Source organism: Arsenophonus nasoniae (assembly GCF_004768525.1).
GTDB lineage: Bacteria > Pseudomonadota > Gammaproteobacteria > Enterobacterales > Enterobacteriaceae > Arsenophonus > Arsenophonus nasoniae.
On sequence record NZ_CP038613.1, the window covers coordinates 2,647,003 to 2,660,410 of the forward strand.

Annotated in this window: 20 protein-coding genes and 1 pseudogene; 2 read left to right on the top strand and 19 right to left on the bottom strand. The window is 39.1% G+C overall.

Features of this window, described 5'->3' with window-relative positions; translation table 11 throughout:
• Positions 1-69: 69 nt before the first annotated feature.
• Complete coding sequence (locus tag ArsFIN_RS13430; protein ID WP_135677844.1) at positions 70-435, bottom strand: RusA family crossover junction endodeoxyribonuclease; 366 nt, start codon at positions 433-435, stop codon at positions 70-72.
• A gap of 396 nt (positions 436-831) precedes the next feature.
• On the opposite strand from ArsFIN_RS13430, the gene ArsFIN_RS13435 reads away from it, so the two are divergent.
• Positions 832-1,344 carry a super-infection exclusion protein B gene (locus ArsFIN_RS13435; protein ID WP_135677845.1) on the top strand — a complete coding sequence of 171 codons (513 nt, stop codon included), beginning with the start codon at positions 832-834 and terminating at the stop codon, positions 1,342-1,344.
• A gap of 119 nt (positions 1,345-1,463) precedes the next feature.
• On the opposite strand, the gene ArsFIN_RS13440 is transcribed toward ArsFIN_RS13435, so the two are convergent.
• The 17 genes and pseudogenes from ArsFIN_RS13440 to ArsFIN_RS13530 all read right to left on the bottom strand — a co-directional run bounded on the left by ArsFIN_RS13440 (position 1,464) and on the right by ArsFIN_RS13530 (position 11,976).
• Positions 1,464-1,805, bottom strand: a complete 342-nt coding sequence (locus tag ArsFIN_RS13440; RefSeq protein ID WP_135677846.1) for a transcriptional antitermination N peptide — start codon at positions 1,803-1,805, stop codon at positions 1,464-1,466.
• Positions 1,806-2,248: 443 nt separating this feature from the next.
• A complete protein-coding gene (locus ArsFIN_RS13450; protein WP_135677848.1) occupies positions 2,249-2,659 on the bottom strand; it encodes a hypothetical protein in 411 nt (136 codons plus the stop codon).
• A 96-nt stretch (positions 2,660-2,755) separates the two neighbouring features.
• Entirely contained in the window at positions 2,756-3,445 is a 690-nt protein-coding gene (locus tag ArsFIN_RS13455) for a metallophosphoesterase (protein WP_135677849.1), read from the bottom strand.
• 87 nt (positions 3,446-3,532) lie between these two features.
• Entirely contained in the window at positions 3,533-4,054 is a 522-nt protein-coding gene (locus ArsFIN_RS13460; protein WP_135677850.1) for a phage N-6-adenine-methyltransferase, read from the bottom strand.
• Between the two features lie 328 nt (positions 4,055-4,382).
• On the bottom strand, positions 4,383-5,843 hold the full coding sequence (locus ArsFIN_RS13465) for a M85 family metallopeptidase (RefSeq protein ID WP_051296919.1): 1,461 nt from the start codon (positions 5,841-5,843) through the stop codon (positions 4,383-4,385).
• 144 nt (positions 5,844-5,987) lie between these two features.
• Positions 5,988-6,839 (bottom strand): ATP-binding protein, encoded by an 852-nt coding sequence (locus tag ArsFIN_RS13470; RefSeq protein ID WP_026821748.1) that lies wholly within the window; start codon positions 6,837-6,839, stop codon positions 5,988-5,990.
• Complete coding sequence (locus ArsFIN_RS13475; protein ID WP_051296918.1) at positions 6,836-7,831, bottom strand: replication protein; 996 nt, start codon at positions 7,829-7,831, stop codon at positions 6,836-6,838. Before ArsFIN_RS13475 ends, ArsFIN_RS13470 begins: the two co-directional genes overlap by 4 nt.
• Positions 7,824-8,117: a hypothetical protein gene (locus ArsFIN_RS13480; protein WP_034249197.1), complete on the bottom strand. Its 294-nt coding sequence runs from the start codon at positions 8,115-8,117 to the stop codon at positions 7,824-7,826. Before ArsFIN_RS13480 ends, ArsFIN_RS13475 begins: the two co-directional genes overlap by 8 nt.
• A gap of 1 nt (position 8,118) precedes the next feature.
• Positions 8,119-8,310: a hypothetical protein gene (locus ArsFIN_RS13485; RefSeq protein ID WP_026821747.1), complete on the bottom strand. Its 192-nt coding sequence runs from the start codon at positions 8,308-8,310 to the stop codon at positions 8,119-8,121.
• A gap of 284 nt (positions 8,311-8,594) precedes the next feature.
• Positions 8,595-8,909: a hypothetical protein gene (locus ArsFIN_RS13495; RefSeq protein ID WP_026821746.1), complete on the bottom strand. Its 315-nt coding sequence runs from the start codon at positions 8,907-8,909 to the stop codon at positions 8,595-8,597.
• A 3-nt stretch (positions 8,910-8,912) separates the two neighbouring features.
• Positions 8,913-9,503, bottom strand: coding sequence for a DUF669 domain-containing protein (locus ArsFIN_RS13500; protein WP_246067237.1), 591 nt, complete (start codon positions 9,501-9,503; stop codon positions 8,913-8,915).
• 31 nt (positions 9,504-9,534) lie between these two features.
• Entirely contained in the window at positions 9,535-9,726 is a 192-nt protein-coding gene (locus tag ArsFIN_RS13505) for a hypothetical protein (protein WP_026821744.1), read from the bottom strand.
• Complete coding sequence (locus ArsFIN_RS13510; protein ID WP_026821743.1) at positions 9,723-10,337, bottom strand: YqaJ viral recombinase family protein; 615 nt, start codon at positions 10,335-10,337, stop codon at positions 9,723-9,725. The genes ArsFIN_RS13505 and ArsFIN_RS13510 overlap by 4 nt, the downstream gene beginning before the upstream one ends.
• Positions 10,324-10,638 (bottom strand): hypothetical protein, encoded by a 315-nt coding sequence (locus ArsFIN_RS28870; protein WP_406929295.1) that lies wholly within the window; start codon positions 10,636-10,638, stop codon positions 10,324-10,326. The genes ArsFIN_RS13510 and ArsFIN_RS28870 overlap by 14 nt, the downstream gene beginning before the upstream one ends.
• A pseudogene (locus ArsFIN_RS28875) lies at positions 10,635-10,830 on the bottom strand (hypothetical protein). Before ArsFIN_RS28875 ends, ArsFIN_RS28870 begins: the two are co-directional and overlap by 4 nt.
• On the bottom strand, positions 10,830-11,123 hold the full coding sequence (locus tag ArsFIN_RS13520; RefSeq protein ID WP_026821741.1) for a hypothetical protein: 294 nt from the start codon (positions 11,121-11,123) through the stop codon (positions 10,830-10,832). Before ArsFIN_RS13520 ends, ArsFIN_RS28875 begins: the two are co-directional and overlap by 1 nt.
• 580 nt (positions 11,124-11,703) lie before the next feature.
• Entirely contained in the window at positions 11,704-11,976 is a 273-nt protein-coding gene (locus tag ArsFIN_RS13530; protein ID WP_026821740.1) for a Cox family DNA-binding protein, read from the bottom strand.
• A gap of 227 nt (positions 11,977-12,203) precedes the next feature.
• On the opposite strand from ArsFIN_RS13530, the gene ArsFIN_RS13535 reads away from it, so the two are divergent.
• Positions 12,204-12,515 (top strand): helix-turn-helix domain-containing protein, encoded by a 312-nt coding sequence (locus tag ArsFIN_RS13535; protein WP_026821739.1) that lies wholly within the window; start codon positions 12,204-12,206, stop codon positions 12,513-12,515.
• Positions 12,516-13,169: 654 nt separating this feature from the next.
• Here ArsFIN_RS13535 and ArsFIN_RS13540 read toward each other — a convergent pair.
• Complete coding sequence (locus ArsFIN_RS13540) at positions 13,170-13,385, bottom strand: DUF3820 family protein (RefSeq protein WP_026821738.1); 216 nt, start codon at positions 13,383-13,385, stop codon at positions 13,170-13,172.
• Positions 13,386-13,408: the final 23 nt, after the last annotated feature.

Here is a 13,408-nt window from a genome sequence, read left to right on the forward strand (position 1 = left end):
TGTTTTACCTTGGATTTTAAATGTGATTGACCTTGTTGGTGTGTTGATGATTTTTCAGGTAGCGACGATTTAACAATATTCATCAATTATGACGACACACTTGCCGCCTTTCAGACCGCCGTTGTTATCCATCTTCTCAACGGTCATCACGCGAATTTGGCTATCATCGTGCCAAATACCCGCCCCAGTTAAAGCATCGAGTACGCCTTTAGAATAATTATCTACATCACGCTTTATCTTGTTGGGCAGATAGAGTTGCATCGATACAGAAACCTCACCTTCAAATTTTTGGCAGCCGGATTTCTGGCGCATTTCATTAACAATTTTTGCCGTTGTTGCTTTAAATTCTTTTGCCTTATTACTTAGGTAAATTCGTTTTGAATTATGTCGCCAATAGGTATTAACACTAGGTGGAAAAGGGAGTTCGATTATCATGTTTTCATTCAAGCCTTATAGGGATAACTCCCATCTGATACTAGGTTTGCTTTCATCAATAACAATAATACCCATTTCACCTCCTGAGAATAGGTTTTGGTGGTGTGTGACGGTGCTATTCGGTTTATATTTACAGTCATGTTGGTAGTGCCCTGGTGTTGGTTATAACTTCATGACTGTATTTTGGTTATTTCATACACCACAAAACCGACTGTTTTGGTGTTTTATGGTTCGTTTTTTTAGCGAAAGGGGGTTAAAGAGCGGTGCTGTTTAACTGCATTTAAATTTATTGCGCCTGTCTTTTTACCACATCAGGCTCGGTGGTTTCTCTTGTACCCCTACAGAGAGAAATAAGCTAAAATAATCTCACCCTTACAGAGTGAGAAAATTAAGCCTATGAATAACACTTGGTGGCAGGAATTTGTTCGTTTCTTCCTGCAAGGAATAACCCTAAATCGGTTGATTTATATGCTTATTATTTTTGTGTTGTTAATATTCATCACTCCCGCATCAATAAAAGACTGGATTAATGCCAGTAGTCCAGAGATTTTTTCATCTTACTGGCTTTATTTTATTTTCTTTCTTGTGAGTTATGTTATTGCACAATTAATTAGTTTTCTGACAGTGTTTACTAAACGAAGGTTCAGGAATTTGATTGAATATCCAAACAGGGCTGTAATATTAAATACATTAACACATGATGAAATTGATTTACTTAAGCATATTGTTAGGTCTGGCGAGATTGTTGAATTGCCAACGCAAAACGAAACTGTCAAAGGGTTAATAAGAAAAGGCATAATCGCTTATTATGATTATCCTGATGCTCCGATGGTTTTTACTGGGGATGAGAAACAGCTTTTCAAACTAACTAACTATTACAAAAATATTTTAAAGTTTGTAGATATTTAAGTTATTTTATTGTGGGAAAAGTCCGCCATTCAATCTCCTGAAGCCGATGAGCACTAACTAAAAACACAGTGCTAACCGATTCTCTATCAAAAAACCTAATTGATAGGTGCTTATTTTTATCAACCATTAACGGTTACTCCAAAATGTGATTTAGGTTTATTATTAAACCGACTAGAAGTATACAAAGCTGCTATAGGCAAACAGCAATTATCAAATGCGTCATACACTTTAGTAGGGCGAATTGATATTGCCTTTTTTACACGATTAATCACCTTTCTTTTTAGTGAAAGAACAGAGCGTTTAGTGTTTATTGGTGTTTGTTGCTGAGAGGGTTTGCTTCGATTTAAGGCTGCTTTCAGTGCCATATTAAGTGCTTTGTTATAGTTATAGGCTGCTTGCCTGGCTCTTCTACGCTCATGTCTTCTACTACGAGCATTATCATAACCATGAAAGTTACACATATTACCTCCTGACAATAAGTTTTGGTGGTGTGTGCCGGAGGTATCCGGTTTAGATTTACAGTCATATTGGTAGTTCCCTGGTGTTGGTTTTAGCTTCATGACTGTATTTTGGTTATTTCACACACCTCAAAATCGACTGTTTGGGTGTTTTATGGTTCTATTTTTCAGCGTAATGGTGTTAAAGAGCGGTACTGCTTAACTGCATTTAAATTTATTGCGTCTGTCTTTTCACCACGTCAAGCTAAGGAGTATCCTTGGAGTTCCAAACAACAACCAGGAAAGTATAAAAATGTCATTTAAAGATATAGTACAAAGTCATACTATTGAGCTAGGCGATCTGCTTCGCCAACTTGAAGGATATCCTCCTGAAACCCGTGTTTATTTCGGTGGTCTTGATTTCTATCGTATAAACAGACAGGGTGAAAACCTGATTCAGATTGAATTCAACCAATCGGTTTATCGGACAACCGAAGATCTCTTGGTGGTTGAAGACCATTCAGAATAGCTGCTGCATATACATTGGCTTTTACATAATTAACGGGGGCGTAGTCTTCATCTATTCTCCCTTTTGTAACCCGCCTAAATGCGACTTCATTTTTACCTAGCTGAATAATCCATGATATCGGATATTTTTCAGCGTTGAAAACATGCTGTGGAACCGTGTCATACTTCGATACCCTGTTTTTTTGCTCAGGAACTTCTTCACCTGTTTTTGGGTCAACTTTATACGGATATGCCACACTATTTTTAAGCGTATCTAACATTTTACGTGCTTTAAGGCTAGCCTCCATCCATTGGTAAATTTCTTCTATCGTATTGTCGTTGGCAATGATTTCAGGTTCTTTCTTCTGCATGATGACCTCTTTAATAATGAGTGAAATTTGCCTGATTATTTAGCCACCAGGCGAGAGTAATTTCTCTTGTACCCCTACAGAGAGCAATAGCGTAAATTATTTTATTTTCTTCAATGTCAGCTCTTGACCAAATACAGCTCCTGTATCTATATATAACTGGTTGCTTCTATGACACACGCCTTTAATCATTGGAGTGTGACCAAAAATAAATAGATCTGCGCCTTTAATTTTCCTGCTTTCTTGCTGTTTGATTCTTTTTCGATTCCAGATAACATCTTTTTTATTAACGTTCTTCCCAAATTCATATTCATCATCAGGATAGTCAGCATGAGCAATAATTATTTTTTTGTTATTAACATTTAATTCGATAATGAGAGGTAATTTTTCAGCTAATTTTAAACATGCTTTAGCTAATATTTCCTTTTCATAATCAAGCATAAAAAACCACTGGCCGCCGTTATATATCCAGTTGTTAACATCGCCTGTTTTTAATGCACTAATAGCCATCGCTTCATGATTACCACGAACAGCCTTAAACCACTTTTCATTTAGCAAACCAAGACATTCAACGCTCTGATTACCTCTATCTATCAAATCACCCACAGATATAATCAAGTCTTTTTCTTTATTAAAATTAACTTTTTGCATTTTATCGATGAGTAAATCATAGCAGCCATGAAGGTCACCTACAGCATAAATATGACGATATTGATCACCGTCTATTCGCTGGTAAATCGGATAGTTTAAATTAATGGTTATCCCTCCTGCATTCAGTTCAATAGTCATTCACATATCGAATGGCACTAAGGTATAAAATGATTGGAAGAACAACGATGAGGAATAATAATCGGATAAAAATATTGATATATTTAATCATGTTGAACAACCTATTGTGAGCGGCAATAATTCTTTTTTGCGTATGTGTGTCATTCTGCACATTTCTCTTTCTAAAGGTCGCCAAATAAATAAAACGCTGCCTTTACTGTTTCCTGATATACCTTGTTCACCTGTTTCAGCTGAAACAAATGACAGTCTACCCTCGGTAATAAAGCGAATTTCGTCAGCCGTATTAAGACCTTCATAAAACCAGGCTGTAGACGTATCGGAAGGGAGTAGCATCACAATAGTCTGATTCTGTTTTCTACACTGCTCAGCCGCTTTTTTCACCCAAGGCATAATCTTGCTGTAGGGCGCATTACAGAAGATAGCACCGTTGCTATTCCAGTCGCATGTCAGTGCGTCTTGCTGTTCAGTTAAAAACGCTTTGCATAGCGCGTTGTTTTTATCGGCGGCAGCATCCAGTTTAAAATTAAATTCAGCATCAAGTGCTCGAAATACTTCAATAGGCGTACGCCAGCGGTCTTTGAATGGTTTCGGTGTATGACTGATTAGCATATTTAAACCACTGTGAGATTTTTGTATAATGGAAAATTCCAGACTTAGTTAATCATGTGGCGTGGGTTGTTTACTTCGGCTTTCTTCCAGTTTGACAGCCACATCCCAGCGTTTTTTATCTGTATTGAGTCTGTTTTGAGTCTTTGTTGAATAATAGGGAGTCATGCCATTTTGCCATATTATTTTTGGTAGAAAATGTTTGTACAGCTTAAGTGTGCCATTTTCTTACGCGACCTAACTACATGATTTTATCTTGCCATGATCAGCGATTTCACTCGAGGAGGAGCATAAAATTTATTTATTCAACAAAGCCCAAATCCGCATGTATCTACAATTTATTTTTAATCAAAAACCGAGGTGCATATCGGTCAAGAGATTCATAATTATCTTTAAAATTATGAATATCCCACGTATCTTTTATATTCCACGTCCAGCCTCCTTTTATATATAGAGATGACAATCCCTTACCTAAGTAACCACTTATTTTATTGGTAATTGTAAGAGCAATGGGCCTACCGTTTTTATCAAAAAACATTTGACCAGCATATATTGTTTCTTTATCGTCTTTAAAGTAATTAGTCCATGTATCATTGTATCCGTATTTCTTTGCATCATCGCTAGTTACACCTACGGAGAAAGAGCCGTCTTCAAATATAAAACCATAGGGTTTAGATGATGCATTTTTTCCTATCTCCGATAAACCGTAATCATAAATACCGGTACCTAATATAGTTTTCCATGCTGAAGAATGATACCATTCTTTCCATGATTTATATTTTTTATTATAAAACCCACTTCCATTTTCTACACGACTCACCGCTAATTCAGCAATAATTAAATTATATTTTTTTAAGTGCCAGTATTCCAACGATAGGTCATTTTCAAATATAATTTTGACTTTTTTATGGCAGAGATAGTTTGCGGCTTTTGCTCCACGAAAAAATGTTGATCCTGTAAAATCATCGTCAGAATCACCATGCTCAAATCTGCAAGCTGCGGTAGATACTGACGAATCATTAGAACTTTCTGATAAAGAAGAAAAATCTGATGAAGCTCCGACATTTTCACTAATAGATATTAATCGCTCTAGTAATTCATTTTCTCTTCTTGGATGCCTATCTATACTTTCAAGTAAAGAGCGAAAGTTACGCGCCCTAATTGCTTGAAGACGCTCAGGAGAATTATAACTTCTAAATTGAGGAATATGCCAATTTAAGTCAATAGCGACTCTTTGCGTAAGTATTTCTGTAGGTCCTAATCTATCCTCATTACTTTCAGGATCTGAAGCACCTGTAAGATGATGGATAAGTTCATGAATTAATGAAGATTGCCAATGATTATAATCACGAGACGTATAGCTTGGAGCAGGACTGATATTTACGTAAGGATGTTCATTTGCATCTTCACCAGCCTCACCATGTATGATTATTGGCATGTTTTCAGCGTTAGATTCTTCAATCTCTTGGATGCTAATACTACGCAATCTTCTATCTTCTGAATTTTCACTTAGCTCATAAACATTCCTGTAATTAATAAATCCTAATTGCTCGTTGTCTTCCCTAATACTAAAGTCTATTATGCGTTGAAACGCTTGAGACATTAATAATGCTTCTCGAATTGTATCTTCAATGGCATAAGCAGTATGTCTGTCTAACAAATTATGATAACTACGAGATACGGCAGTACGTAATTCTATTGTCAATCTTGTTAACACATCATCAGAAAGTGAAAATTCATGATCATTACCACAAACGTAGCTCGCATAGGCATCCTCATTTCTATTTTTCATTTTTTAATCTCATAAGATTGTTTTGTTTAATTTCAGCATCTGCAGTGCGTTAAAACTGCTATTTTTACTCTTGGTGGATCATTTTTGTATTGATAGCGACAACAATTATTTGTAAGCATTTTAAAGTTGCTTAGCTATATCGATTTATGCAGCCATGCGTGAACGGTAACTGCTCCACGTGAACGTCAACGTGCAACCGCCACCGTCGTTCATACGATCGATAACGCGCTCTCCGATAAATCCGGCCAGTTCGTTCAATGCCAGATTGCTGATGATTATCGTTGGCTTCATGCTCTCGTAGCGCGTGTTAATGACCTCGAATAAGATCATTTTTTCCGCCTCGCTACCAAACTGAACGCCTACCTCGTCGATGATGAGCAAGTCCGGTTGCGTATATCGCTTGATAACCTCAGCTTCTGAACATTCTGCGTTTTTGCTCCAGGTTGATTTAAATTCGCGGGCAATTCGTAAAACTGTCGTGAATAGCGCTGAACTTTGATGTTCGTTGATAACGTGTTTCGCAATCGACAGTGCCAGATGATTCTTGCCTGTACCGGGCTTGCCACACATCACCAAGCCGCCACCCCGCTTAAGACGTTCAGGCCAATGGGTGGCATAGGCATTGCAGAATTTTAAGCAACGTGCCGCATCAGGATTCACTGGCTCGTAGTTATTCAGGGTGACATCGGCAAAGCGTTCCGGCAGGTTCAGGTTATCCATGAGCGTTTTAATTTTTGAGCGCTTGCGGTGTTTTTCCTGCTCTGCTGCGGCTTGCTCCAACTGGGTTAATTTTTCGGTCAGGCAAGCAGGGCATTCGGTTTTTGTCTCAATCCCCTTGCCGTACAGTGCCATCCTGCGGCAACGTTGTTTGAATAAGCCGTGCCTGTCACAGATGGCCTCCTTCTCCTCGTAAACCGTGTGCTCTAGTGGCTTGGGTGGCGCGTTCAGGTCTGCCAGTTTTTGACGCACGGTAGTAATTTCTGCGCTGTAGTTCATAGCCCCTCCCTTGCTAGACAGTCCCTCGCCCAATCAGGTAGCGGCGGTTCCCCATAGTCCTTGTCAGCAAAGCTATCTGCGACAGAGTGAGGTTTCGTCTGCTGAGTTCTTCCGGGTTGATTAGGTTCGAAGAGTCCTTGCCAACCGTTGGCGATACTGACGTTGATAATCTCTTCCGGCTGATGTCCTTTATCGCGGCACTTGCCTAGCAGCTTGATAGCCTGAGTCACCGTCATCTGGGATTTAATCGGCTTGTTGATTTCCCTGCGGTACTGCACCCAGGAATCCCAGGTTGGTTTTGGTAGCCAAGTGGGAAGTTCTACCGAGCTTGGGTCAAACGGTTTTGATTTTGCCAAAGAAGGGGGTTGGGGTAGTTTATGTTTTAATATCTTTCTTTCCTGTTTTTCCTTTCTTTGGTGTTTAGCTGACTTGGCTAAACTCTCATTAGCCGATTTAGCTAAACTCATATTAGCCATTTCAGCTAATGTGTAGCTGTTTTGGCAACCTTTAGCCAACTTGGTAATGTTTAGCTGATTTGGCTCATTTTTGTTAGCCGTTTTAGCTAATGTTTCATCATCATTAGCTGTTTCGGCTAAACCTTGCTGATTTGGCTTATTTTTATTAGCTGATTCAGCTAAACCTTTATTAAAACGCCAATCATGATAATTTTGATTTATAGCCACCTCATTTCTGAGTTTTAATATCATATTCATATCTTCAAGTTCTTTTCTAACCTTACAGACATGCGTATGATGAATACCCGTCATTTTTCCTAACTGTGTATTAGTGATACGATCGGATTTTTTATTCCAGCCAAGAGTAAGTCTGTGTATTGCATCAAATATTTTGTATTGCCTCAATGTAATTGGCGCAAGTAGTAGCGCTTCCTTGAGTTCATTATTCCACTGAGTAAATCCAATATCATTTCCAGTCATGAGAAACGCCTGTTCCTCATCTTTTGATTTAAAATAGGCATAGGTAACGTTAGTCATGACAAGGCTCCTTTAAATTATTTTCTTTAAATAAATAGGCGTTTGATAAGCTATTTTTCAATTCCCATTTATCGATTTCATGCAAAATGACATCAATGTCTTTGCACAGATAATCCAGAATTTCAGGGAGCCACGGAATAGGCTTAAATTCAGCTTCTCCAGCTTCAAGATACTTATAAATGCTAGCAGCGACTTCTCTTGCTCTAATCAGTCTGCTATGACTTTCGTAAGTGATTTCTAGCTTTATTTTTTCCTGTTGGGCACTGGAGATATCAACAATTCTCATGTTAATTTTCCTCCATGCCAGTGTGCACTGGTTGACGACCAGCCCAGATTAGGCGGCTGTCTTTGAACAAGCTGATGAAGATACGGCGATCTTGGCGTGTAAACGACACTTTGCCGTAAGGGGTAGTGGAGTATTCTGGAATGATCCAGTAGGTATCAATAAACTCAGGGCGAGTTTGGGTTGTAGCAACCATAGTGGTAGCCTCTCGTATAAGGTTTTGCAACCTCACCAACCCGATCTCAAACGGGGTGGCGAGACGTAATGGGGTTGAGATACCGGCATACGAGAAACCAGCGAGCGCGAAGGCTCCCCCGTTACATCCCGCCATTATGGGGCGTAACGCTGATTTCGGACGTAAAAAAACCGCACTTTAGAGCGGCCTATCTTGTCCGCCCGTATATTCGGGATCTCAAACCCGACACCCGTTTTCTTAAGGTGCTAGGTCTAAATATAACAGATTGACGGGAGTGTGCAAGTTTAAATATCCGCAAGTGGAGTATTGTTGACAATTAACCTACCTCCGCATTTTGGACAGTAGGTCATGTCGTTTTCTTTCGGCCCATCATCCATGAACTGCCATTGAAGCCCACAACTTGACACCCAGAAGTAATCCTCGGCGTCTTCTGACCATTTGCATTCTCTGTGCTCTTTATCAAAAAGAGCCAGTGAAAAATAAGCAAGTAATTGCGCGTCGGACTGCGGAATGATAGTTTGCTGATAAGCATAATCATTTAATACACCTACTTCTTGCATTTGATGAATAGACTGAATTATTTTTGCTAGGTTATTCATGATTTATCCAAAAAAAACATCATCACCGGGATATTCTGACTGATATTGTTGATGGTAGGTTGCTGGGGCGTTCTTGCGTTCGTCTTTATCCTGTAGTCTGGCAAACTTTTTATCGATTATTTCAGGAGGTAAACCTTTTAATTTCTCTTCTAATGTCTGACGAGTTTGCGCAACAAAAGACAAGAGAATATCGAAACTGTAAGTATTTTGTCCGTTCGTTTTTGTCTTTAGTGTTTTTTGCAAGACAAGACCAATACGCTTATTGGTAAGCTCTGGGGCTATATGAGTATGGGCATTAATCATTTTCGTCGTTAATTGTCCTACGTCAGCACAACCCATAATGGCGTGGATCATGTTAATACCATATTGATTTGGCGAGCCGTCTTTTTTCTTGCAGTAGACGTTGAGGTAGTTTGCTTTTTTGCCATCATCCGCCTCAACCGAAAATTCAATCGATTCAGCGCCGCTGCTGCTGGTGACATATTTTGCTTCCTGAATCGTAACAACATAAGCGCCCGATTCCGTAATAAATCCGCTTTTACCCGCAGCCAACGCAGATTCTGCATTGTAAGTGAACGTAATGTTATTCATCATGGGTTACTCCCCTCAGTGGAATTGATGATGCTTAATCTTCACCAGAACCTCTTTTTGGCTGTTCTGTTTCCAGTGCAATAAAGCTATTTCTAATAGCATGAGTGAGATACTTCGCCCTGTTACTGGCAATATCGCCTCTTGAATCTATTTCTTTTTTTAATGTATACACTAAAACTTCACGTGCAGCTTCTTGTGACTGTTCACTTAATTCTTCAAATTTCATTTTAGAATCCCTGTTATCTCATCAATAAAATTAAGAAAATCTTTCCGCCTCTTGCGAAGTTGATTGATTTCTTCTTGATAGTTTCTCCTCTCCAAATGGCAAACAATCAGCTGTTTGTCTTCTGGAAAGTCGCTGCAATAGCTGACAAAATCGACCCAATCACGTCCTGTACAATCAAGGTGGCCTATAAGCTGCCATTTGTAGGCTGGGTCAAAAGATTCACGTTGCAAAGTGGCATAATGCACGGGTGCGGTAACGGACTTAATTTCAATAACACCGTCATTTCCAACTAATCCGTCTGGACTATCGCCATACTCACCGCAATCAAAAAATCCGCCGTTAGTTACGTCAATAAAATTTGTTTCTTCGTATAACCTTCTGGCGATTGGCTCCTGTTCGTGTCCGCGTAACATATGCTCATTAGTGAAACTAAATTCTGATTTTTGCCCTGTAATAATTTCCAGGGCAATTTGTAACGCATATCGCTTGGCGGGTTCGCCGAAAGTTTTTCCCTGGTTGGCCATAAAACAGCTAAACTGTGATGCTGTCACCTTTCCTAAACGAAGTGCATCCCACACTTCCGTATTTTGCTGCACATCATGCCATTGCATTAGCGCACTCCTGCTTGAGGCGTTCCTGGTCTTCCTGCGACATCTCAACATGTGCTAATACTTTTTCTAGCGATCCAGTATTAAGATAACTTTGTTTGGCTCTTTCCCATGACTCTACCTGGCTTGGTGTTAATATTTTTTTCTTGGTGATAGCGGGATAAATTCTTAATCCATCAACATATTCTTGGCGATTTTTTACCCGTTCAACGCAAATCATGACTTTTACATTTTGCCAATCTTCAAGAAACGGCGAGCCCGTTATTTGTCTAACCATTTTGCTATTGGTTGCATTGAGAATCATCGGCTTAACTGTATCACCGGGTCTAATTTCTTTCTCTTTAAAATAAGCCGTGTTAAAAACGTCTTTTGTTCTTCTGGTCTTATCCGCTTCAAATAAAACCTCAGAAATGGTTAATACTGTCGGCTCAACAATATCGGCGCTGCTCAAATAAGGTGAATCGAACGCCTTTCTATAATGAGTTTTTTCAGTCATTAAGCAGGCACCTCATAATAGGAATCTTGACACTTCTTCGCATAAAGAATTTTGGCGAGTTGTTGACCTAGGTCATAGAGTGCATTATTGAAACTAGGGGTAGTTTGGATTGCGAGAAGAGACTCATCATAATTATCTTCGTAAATAAAGATTTGCTTTGATAAGACGTGAGCAAGATACCCGTCACTTAACGATTCATAAATGCGTTCGCCTTCTTTATCGCAGGCCTCGCGTTGTTCCTGTGTGAAGTTTTTGATTATTCGTAAAATGTTGTTCTCGGTTGCCAGATCCATTACGTCTCCTTCTGCGAGGATAACGGTTCTTCACCGTATAAAGATAAGTTTTTGTTAGACAGCGGTTGTCGATACTGTCTGCGGTGTGTCTGTCTAATTGATTTTTAAATGCAACAAGCAGGTTCACAACGTCATTTTCTTGTGTATGATGTTCGCTCCATACACTATCAATGATTTCTTCGGTGGAGCGTTTTTTGAGTAAATTTAATCTTATTGTGCGTATTCTACACTGATCTCTATAGTGCATTTGCCTACGTTCACGGCAACGTTGTCGAGCATTCATGGATAAATGTCTCCCTCTATAAGAAGATTTATGCTAAGCACGAAAAGTACTTACTACAAATCCACCTATTGGTTATTTGGGGTTTGTGTACACCTGTATCGGCATACTCCGGCTGGAAAGTCCCTACGATAGTAGGCTCAACTCCGCTTCGCATAAACAACCTACGAAGCTATCAGCAAATTACAGGCGCAATTTCCCTGCCATCCGTTTCACAGACTTTTTTTGCTGATACCAAAATGTTAAGGAACTTTCACAGCCGGAAAACTTGCTGTAGAGGGCCACAGCCCTTTCGTACAATTACTTCTTAAACCACTTAATCCAAGCGTCTCGTTCTTCTGCGGGACGGTTAAAGTAGGCTTCTCGGACTATGCGATTGAATTCAGGGAGGTATATCCACGTTTCGCTTACCCGTGAATTAGGTTTGTTCGGGTCTTGAAAATCCACCACAGGTAATTTTTCTCGTTTAATCATCACTCTAACGGCTTCATCTGTCTTACCGATCAACTCGGCAAACTTTTCTATCGTTACCGCGTCAACGGGATATTGCCCTGTGTAGTCACTCTTAATCATTCGTGCCTCATGTGTTTTAGACCCTTCTAGACCGCTGTAGACCGTTCCTGACCTTTTAAACATCAAAAATAGAGCTTTAATCTGTTATGCTTAACACTGGGTGCATTTGCCGCTATTTTTCCGGTTTTAGGTGGATTTGACGGCATTTGTGTTTTTTTACACCTAATTAAGTATATAAATCGGAACCTATAATTATGAGTATAGAATACAAATCGGAACCTCGTCAAATGTTAATTTCTGAAAAACTTAAAGCTATCCGTAAAGCAGAAAGACTGAGTCAAGCAGAACTATGTAAGATTATCGGGATATCGATAAGTACATTGAAAAAACTAGAAGGGAATCATAATGAACCAGGGTGGACGACTCTTCAAATAATTACAAAACATCCTAGATTTGAAAAATATACCCTCTGGTTAATGACTGATAAAGTAGCTCCAGAATCCGGCCAAATCGAGCCGGCTTTCTCTCTCGATGGCTTAAACATTTCGAAGAAGAAGGGTCAAAAAAAATCTTCCCATCCGGAGGCCAATGGTTGCTAGATTTACATGATTATTGGATGATCGCAGAAACAATAGTAATGTAACCAATGGTACGTTAGTAGTTTCTGGGAGTTCTTACTGAAAGTTATTGGGTGCTGAAAGGAAAAATAGGATATACTATAAAAATCAATAAGTTATTATTTATATTAAGATTAACCTATAACCTAGAGGCAAGCTAGCTTCTTGCCTCATAGTTTATCTAGTTCATTATCTGAAAGGCCGGTATAGCGCTTAATATTTTTACGTTCTACACCATCGGCTAAAAGCTGCTTTACTAGCTCCTTATTTGCATCCTGCCAGTTTCACATTTAAATTCAACAGTAATTTTTTTCACTCATTACCGGCACCTATAAAAATTATGAGGTAAGCATATCTCTTCAACTTAGGTGGCCTAATTGACCAGGCCACTACATTTTAACTAGGGAAAGTTGTGTGTCAATTTTGTGACAGTGCTTTGGCACATCAACGAGTACATAAGGATAAATTTTTGTAACTTATAGGATAAAAAAACAAATAACCATTTGATATAAAAACAAAAATAAAAAAAACAATGCTGCATGGCATGCAAGAGGTCAGCGGTTCGATCCCGCTTAGCTCCACCAAATTTGAATTCCAGCCAAATATGTTTAAACGATCTTAAAATCCCATTGCTTACTATAAACGCTTTAGTGGTTTAACTAAATTGTCTAACCCTTCTACCTTAACGGTTAATGTCATTTCCATTAAATAACCTAATCTCCCTTGAGGAAATTCACCTTTACGCGCAAACCAAAGTAAATATTCTTCTGGTAAGTCGATCAAAACCCGTCCTTTGTATTTACCGAATGGGATAACAGTATTAGCAATATCGATCAGATCCTGTTTCTGCATGCAGCATTCCAATATATTCATTG

Bases quoted from the DNA above. Each gene is read 5' to 3' on its own strand.
- ArsFIN_RS13430 (WP_135677844.1), bottom strand. From the start codon at position 435: ATGATAATCGAACTCCCTTTTCCACCTAGTGTTAATACCTATTGGCGA.
- ArsFIN_RS13435 (WP_135677845.1), top strand. From the start codon at position 832: ATGAATAACACTTGGTGGCAGGAATTTGTTCGTTTCTTCCTGCAAGGA.
- ArsFIN_RS13440 (WP_135677846.1), bottom strand. From the start codon at position 1,805: ATGTGTAACTTTCATGGTTATGATAATGCTCGTAGTAGAAGACATGAG.
- ArsFIN_RS13450 (WP_135677848.1), bottom strand. From the start codon at position 2,659: ATGCAGAAGAAAGAACCTGAAATCATTGCCAACGACAATACGATAGAA.
- ArsFIN_RS13455 (WP_135677849.1), bottom strand. From the start codon at position 3,445: ATGACTATTGAACTGAATGCAGGAGGGATAACCATTAATTTAAACTAT.
- ArsFIN_RS13460 (WP_135677850.1), bottom strand. From the start codon at position 4,054: ATGCTAATCAGTCATACACCGAAACCATTCAAAGACCGCTGGCGTACG.
- ArsFIN_RS13465 (WP_051296919.1), bottom strand. From the start codon at position 5,843: ATGAAAAATAGAAATGAGGATGCCTATGCGAGCTACGTTTGTGGTAAT.
- ArsFIN_RS13470 (WP_026821748.1), bottom strand. From the start codon at position 6,839: ATGAACTACAGCGCAGAAATTACTACCGTGCGTCAAAAACTGGCAGAC.
- ArsFIN_RS13475 (WP_051296918.1), bottom strand. From the start codon at position 7,831: ATGACTAACGTTACCTATGCCTATTTTAAATCAAAAGATGAGGAACAG.
- ArsFIN_RS13480 (WP_034249197.1), bottom strand. From the start codon at position 8,117: ATGAGAATTGTTGATATCTCCAGTGCCCAACAGGAAAAAATAAAGCTA.
- ArsFIN_RS13485 (WP_026821747.1), bottom strand. From the start codon at position 8,310: ATGGTTGCTACAACCCAAACTCGCCCTGAGTTTATTGATACCTACTGG.
- ArsFIN_RS13495 (WP_026821746.1), bottom strand. From the start codon at position 8,909: ATGAATAACCTAGCAAAAATAATTCAGTCTATTCATCAAATGCAAGAA.
- ArsFIN_RS13500 (WP_246067237.1), bottom strand. From the start codon at position 9,503: ATGATGAATAACATTACGTTCACTTACAATGCAGAATCTGCGTTGGCT.
- ArsFIN_RS13505 (WP_026821744.1), bottom strand. From the start codon at position 9,726: ATGAAATTTGAAGAATTAAGTGAACAGTCACAAGAAGCTGCACGTGAA.
- ArsFIN_RS13510 (WP_026821743.1), bottom strand. From the start codon at position 10,337: ATGCAATGGCATGATGTGCAGCAAAATACGGAAGTGTGGGATGCACTT.
- ArsFIN_RS28870 (WP_406929295.1), bottom strand. From the start codon at position 10,638: ATGATTCTCAATGCAACCAATAGCAAAATGGTTAGACAAATAACGGGC.
- ArsFIN_RS13520 (WP_026821741.1), bottom strand. From the start codon at position 11,123: ATGGATCTGGCAACCGAGAACAACATTTTACGAATAATCAAAAACTTC.
- ArsFIN_RS13530 (WP_026821740.1), bottom strand. From the start codon at position 11,976: ATGATTAAGAGTGACTACACAGGGCAATATCCCGTTGACGCGGTAACG.
- ArsFIN_RS13535 (WP_026821739.1), top strand. From the start codon at position 12,204: ATGTTAATTTCTGAAAAACTTAAAGCTATCCGTAAAGCAGAAAGACTG.
- ArsFIN_RS13540 (WP_026821738.1), bottom strand. From the start codon at position 13,385: ATGCAGAAACAGGATCTGATCGATATTGCTAATACTGTTATCCCATTC.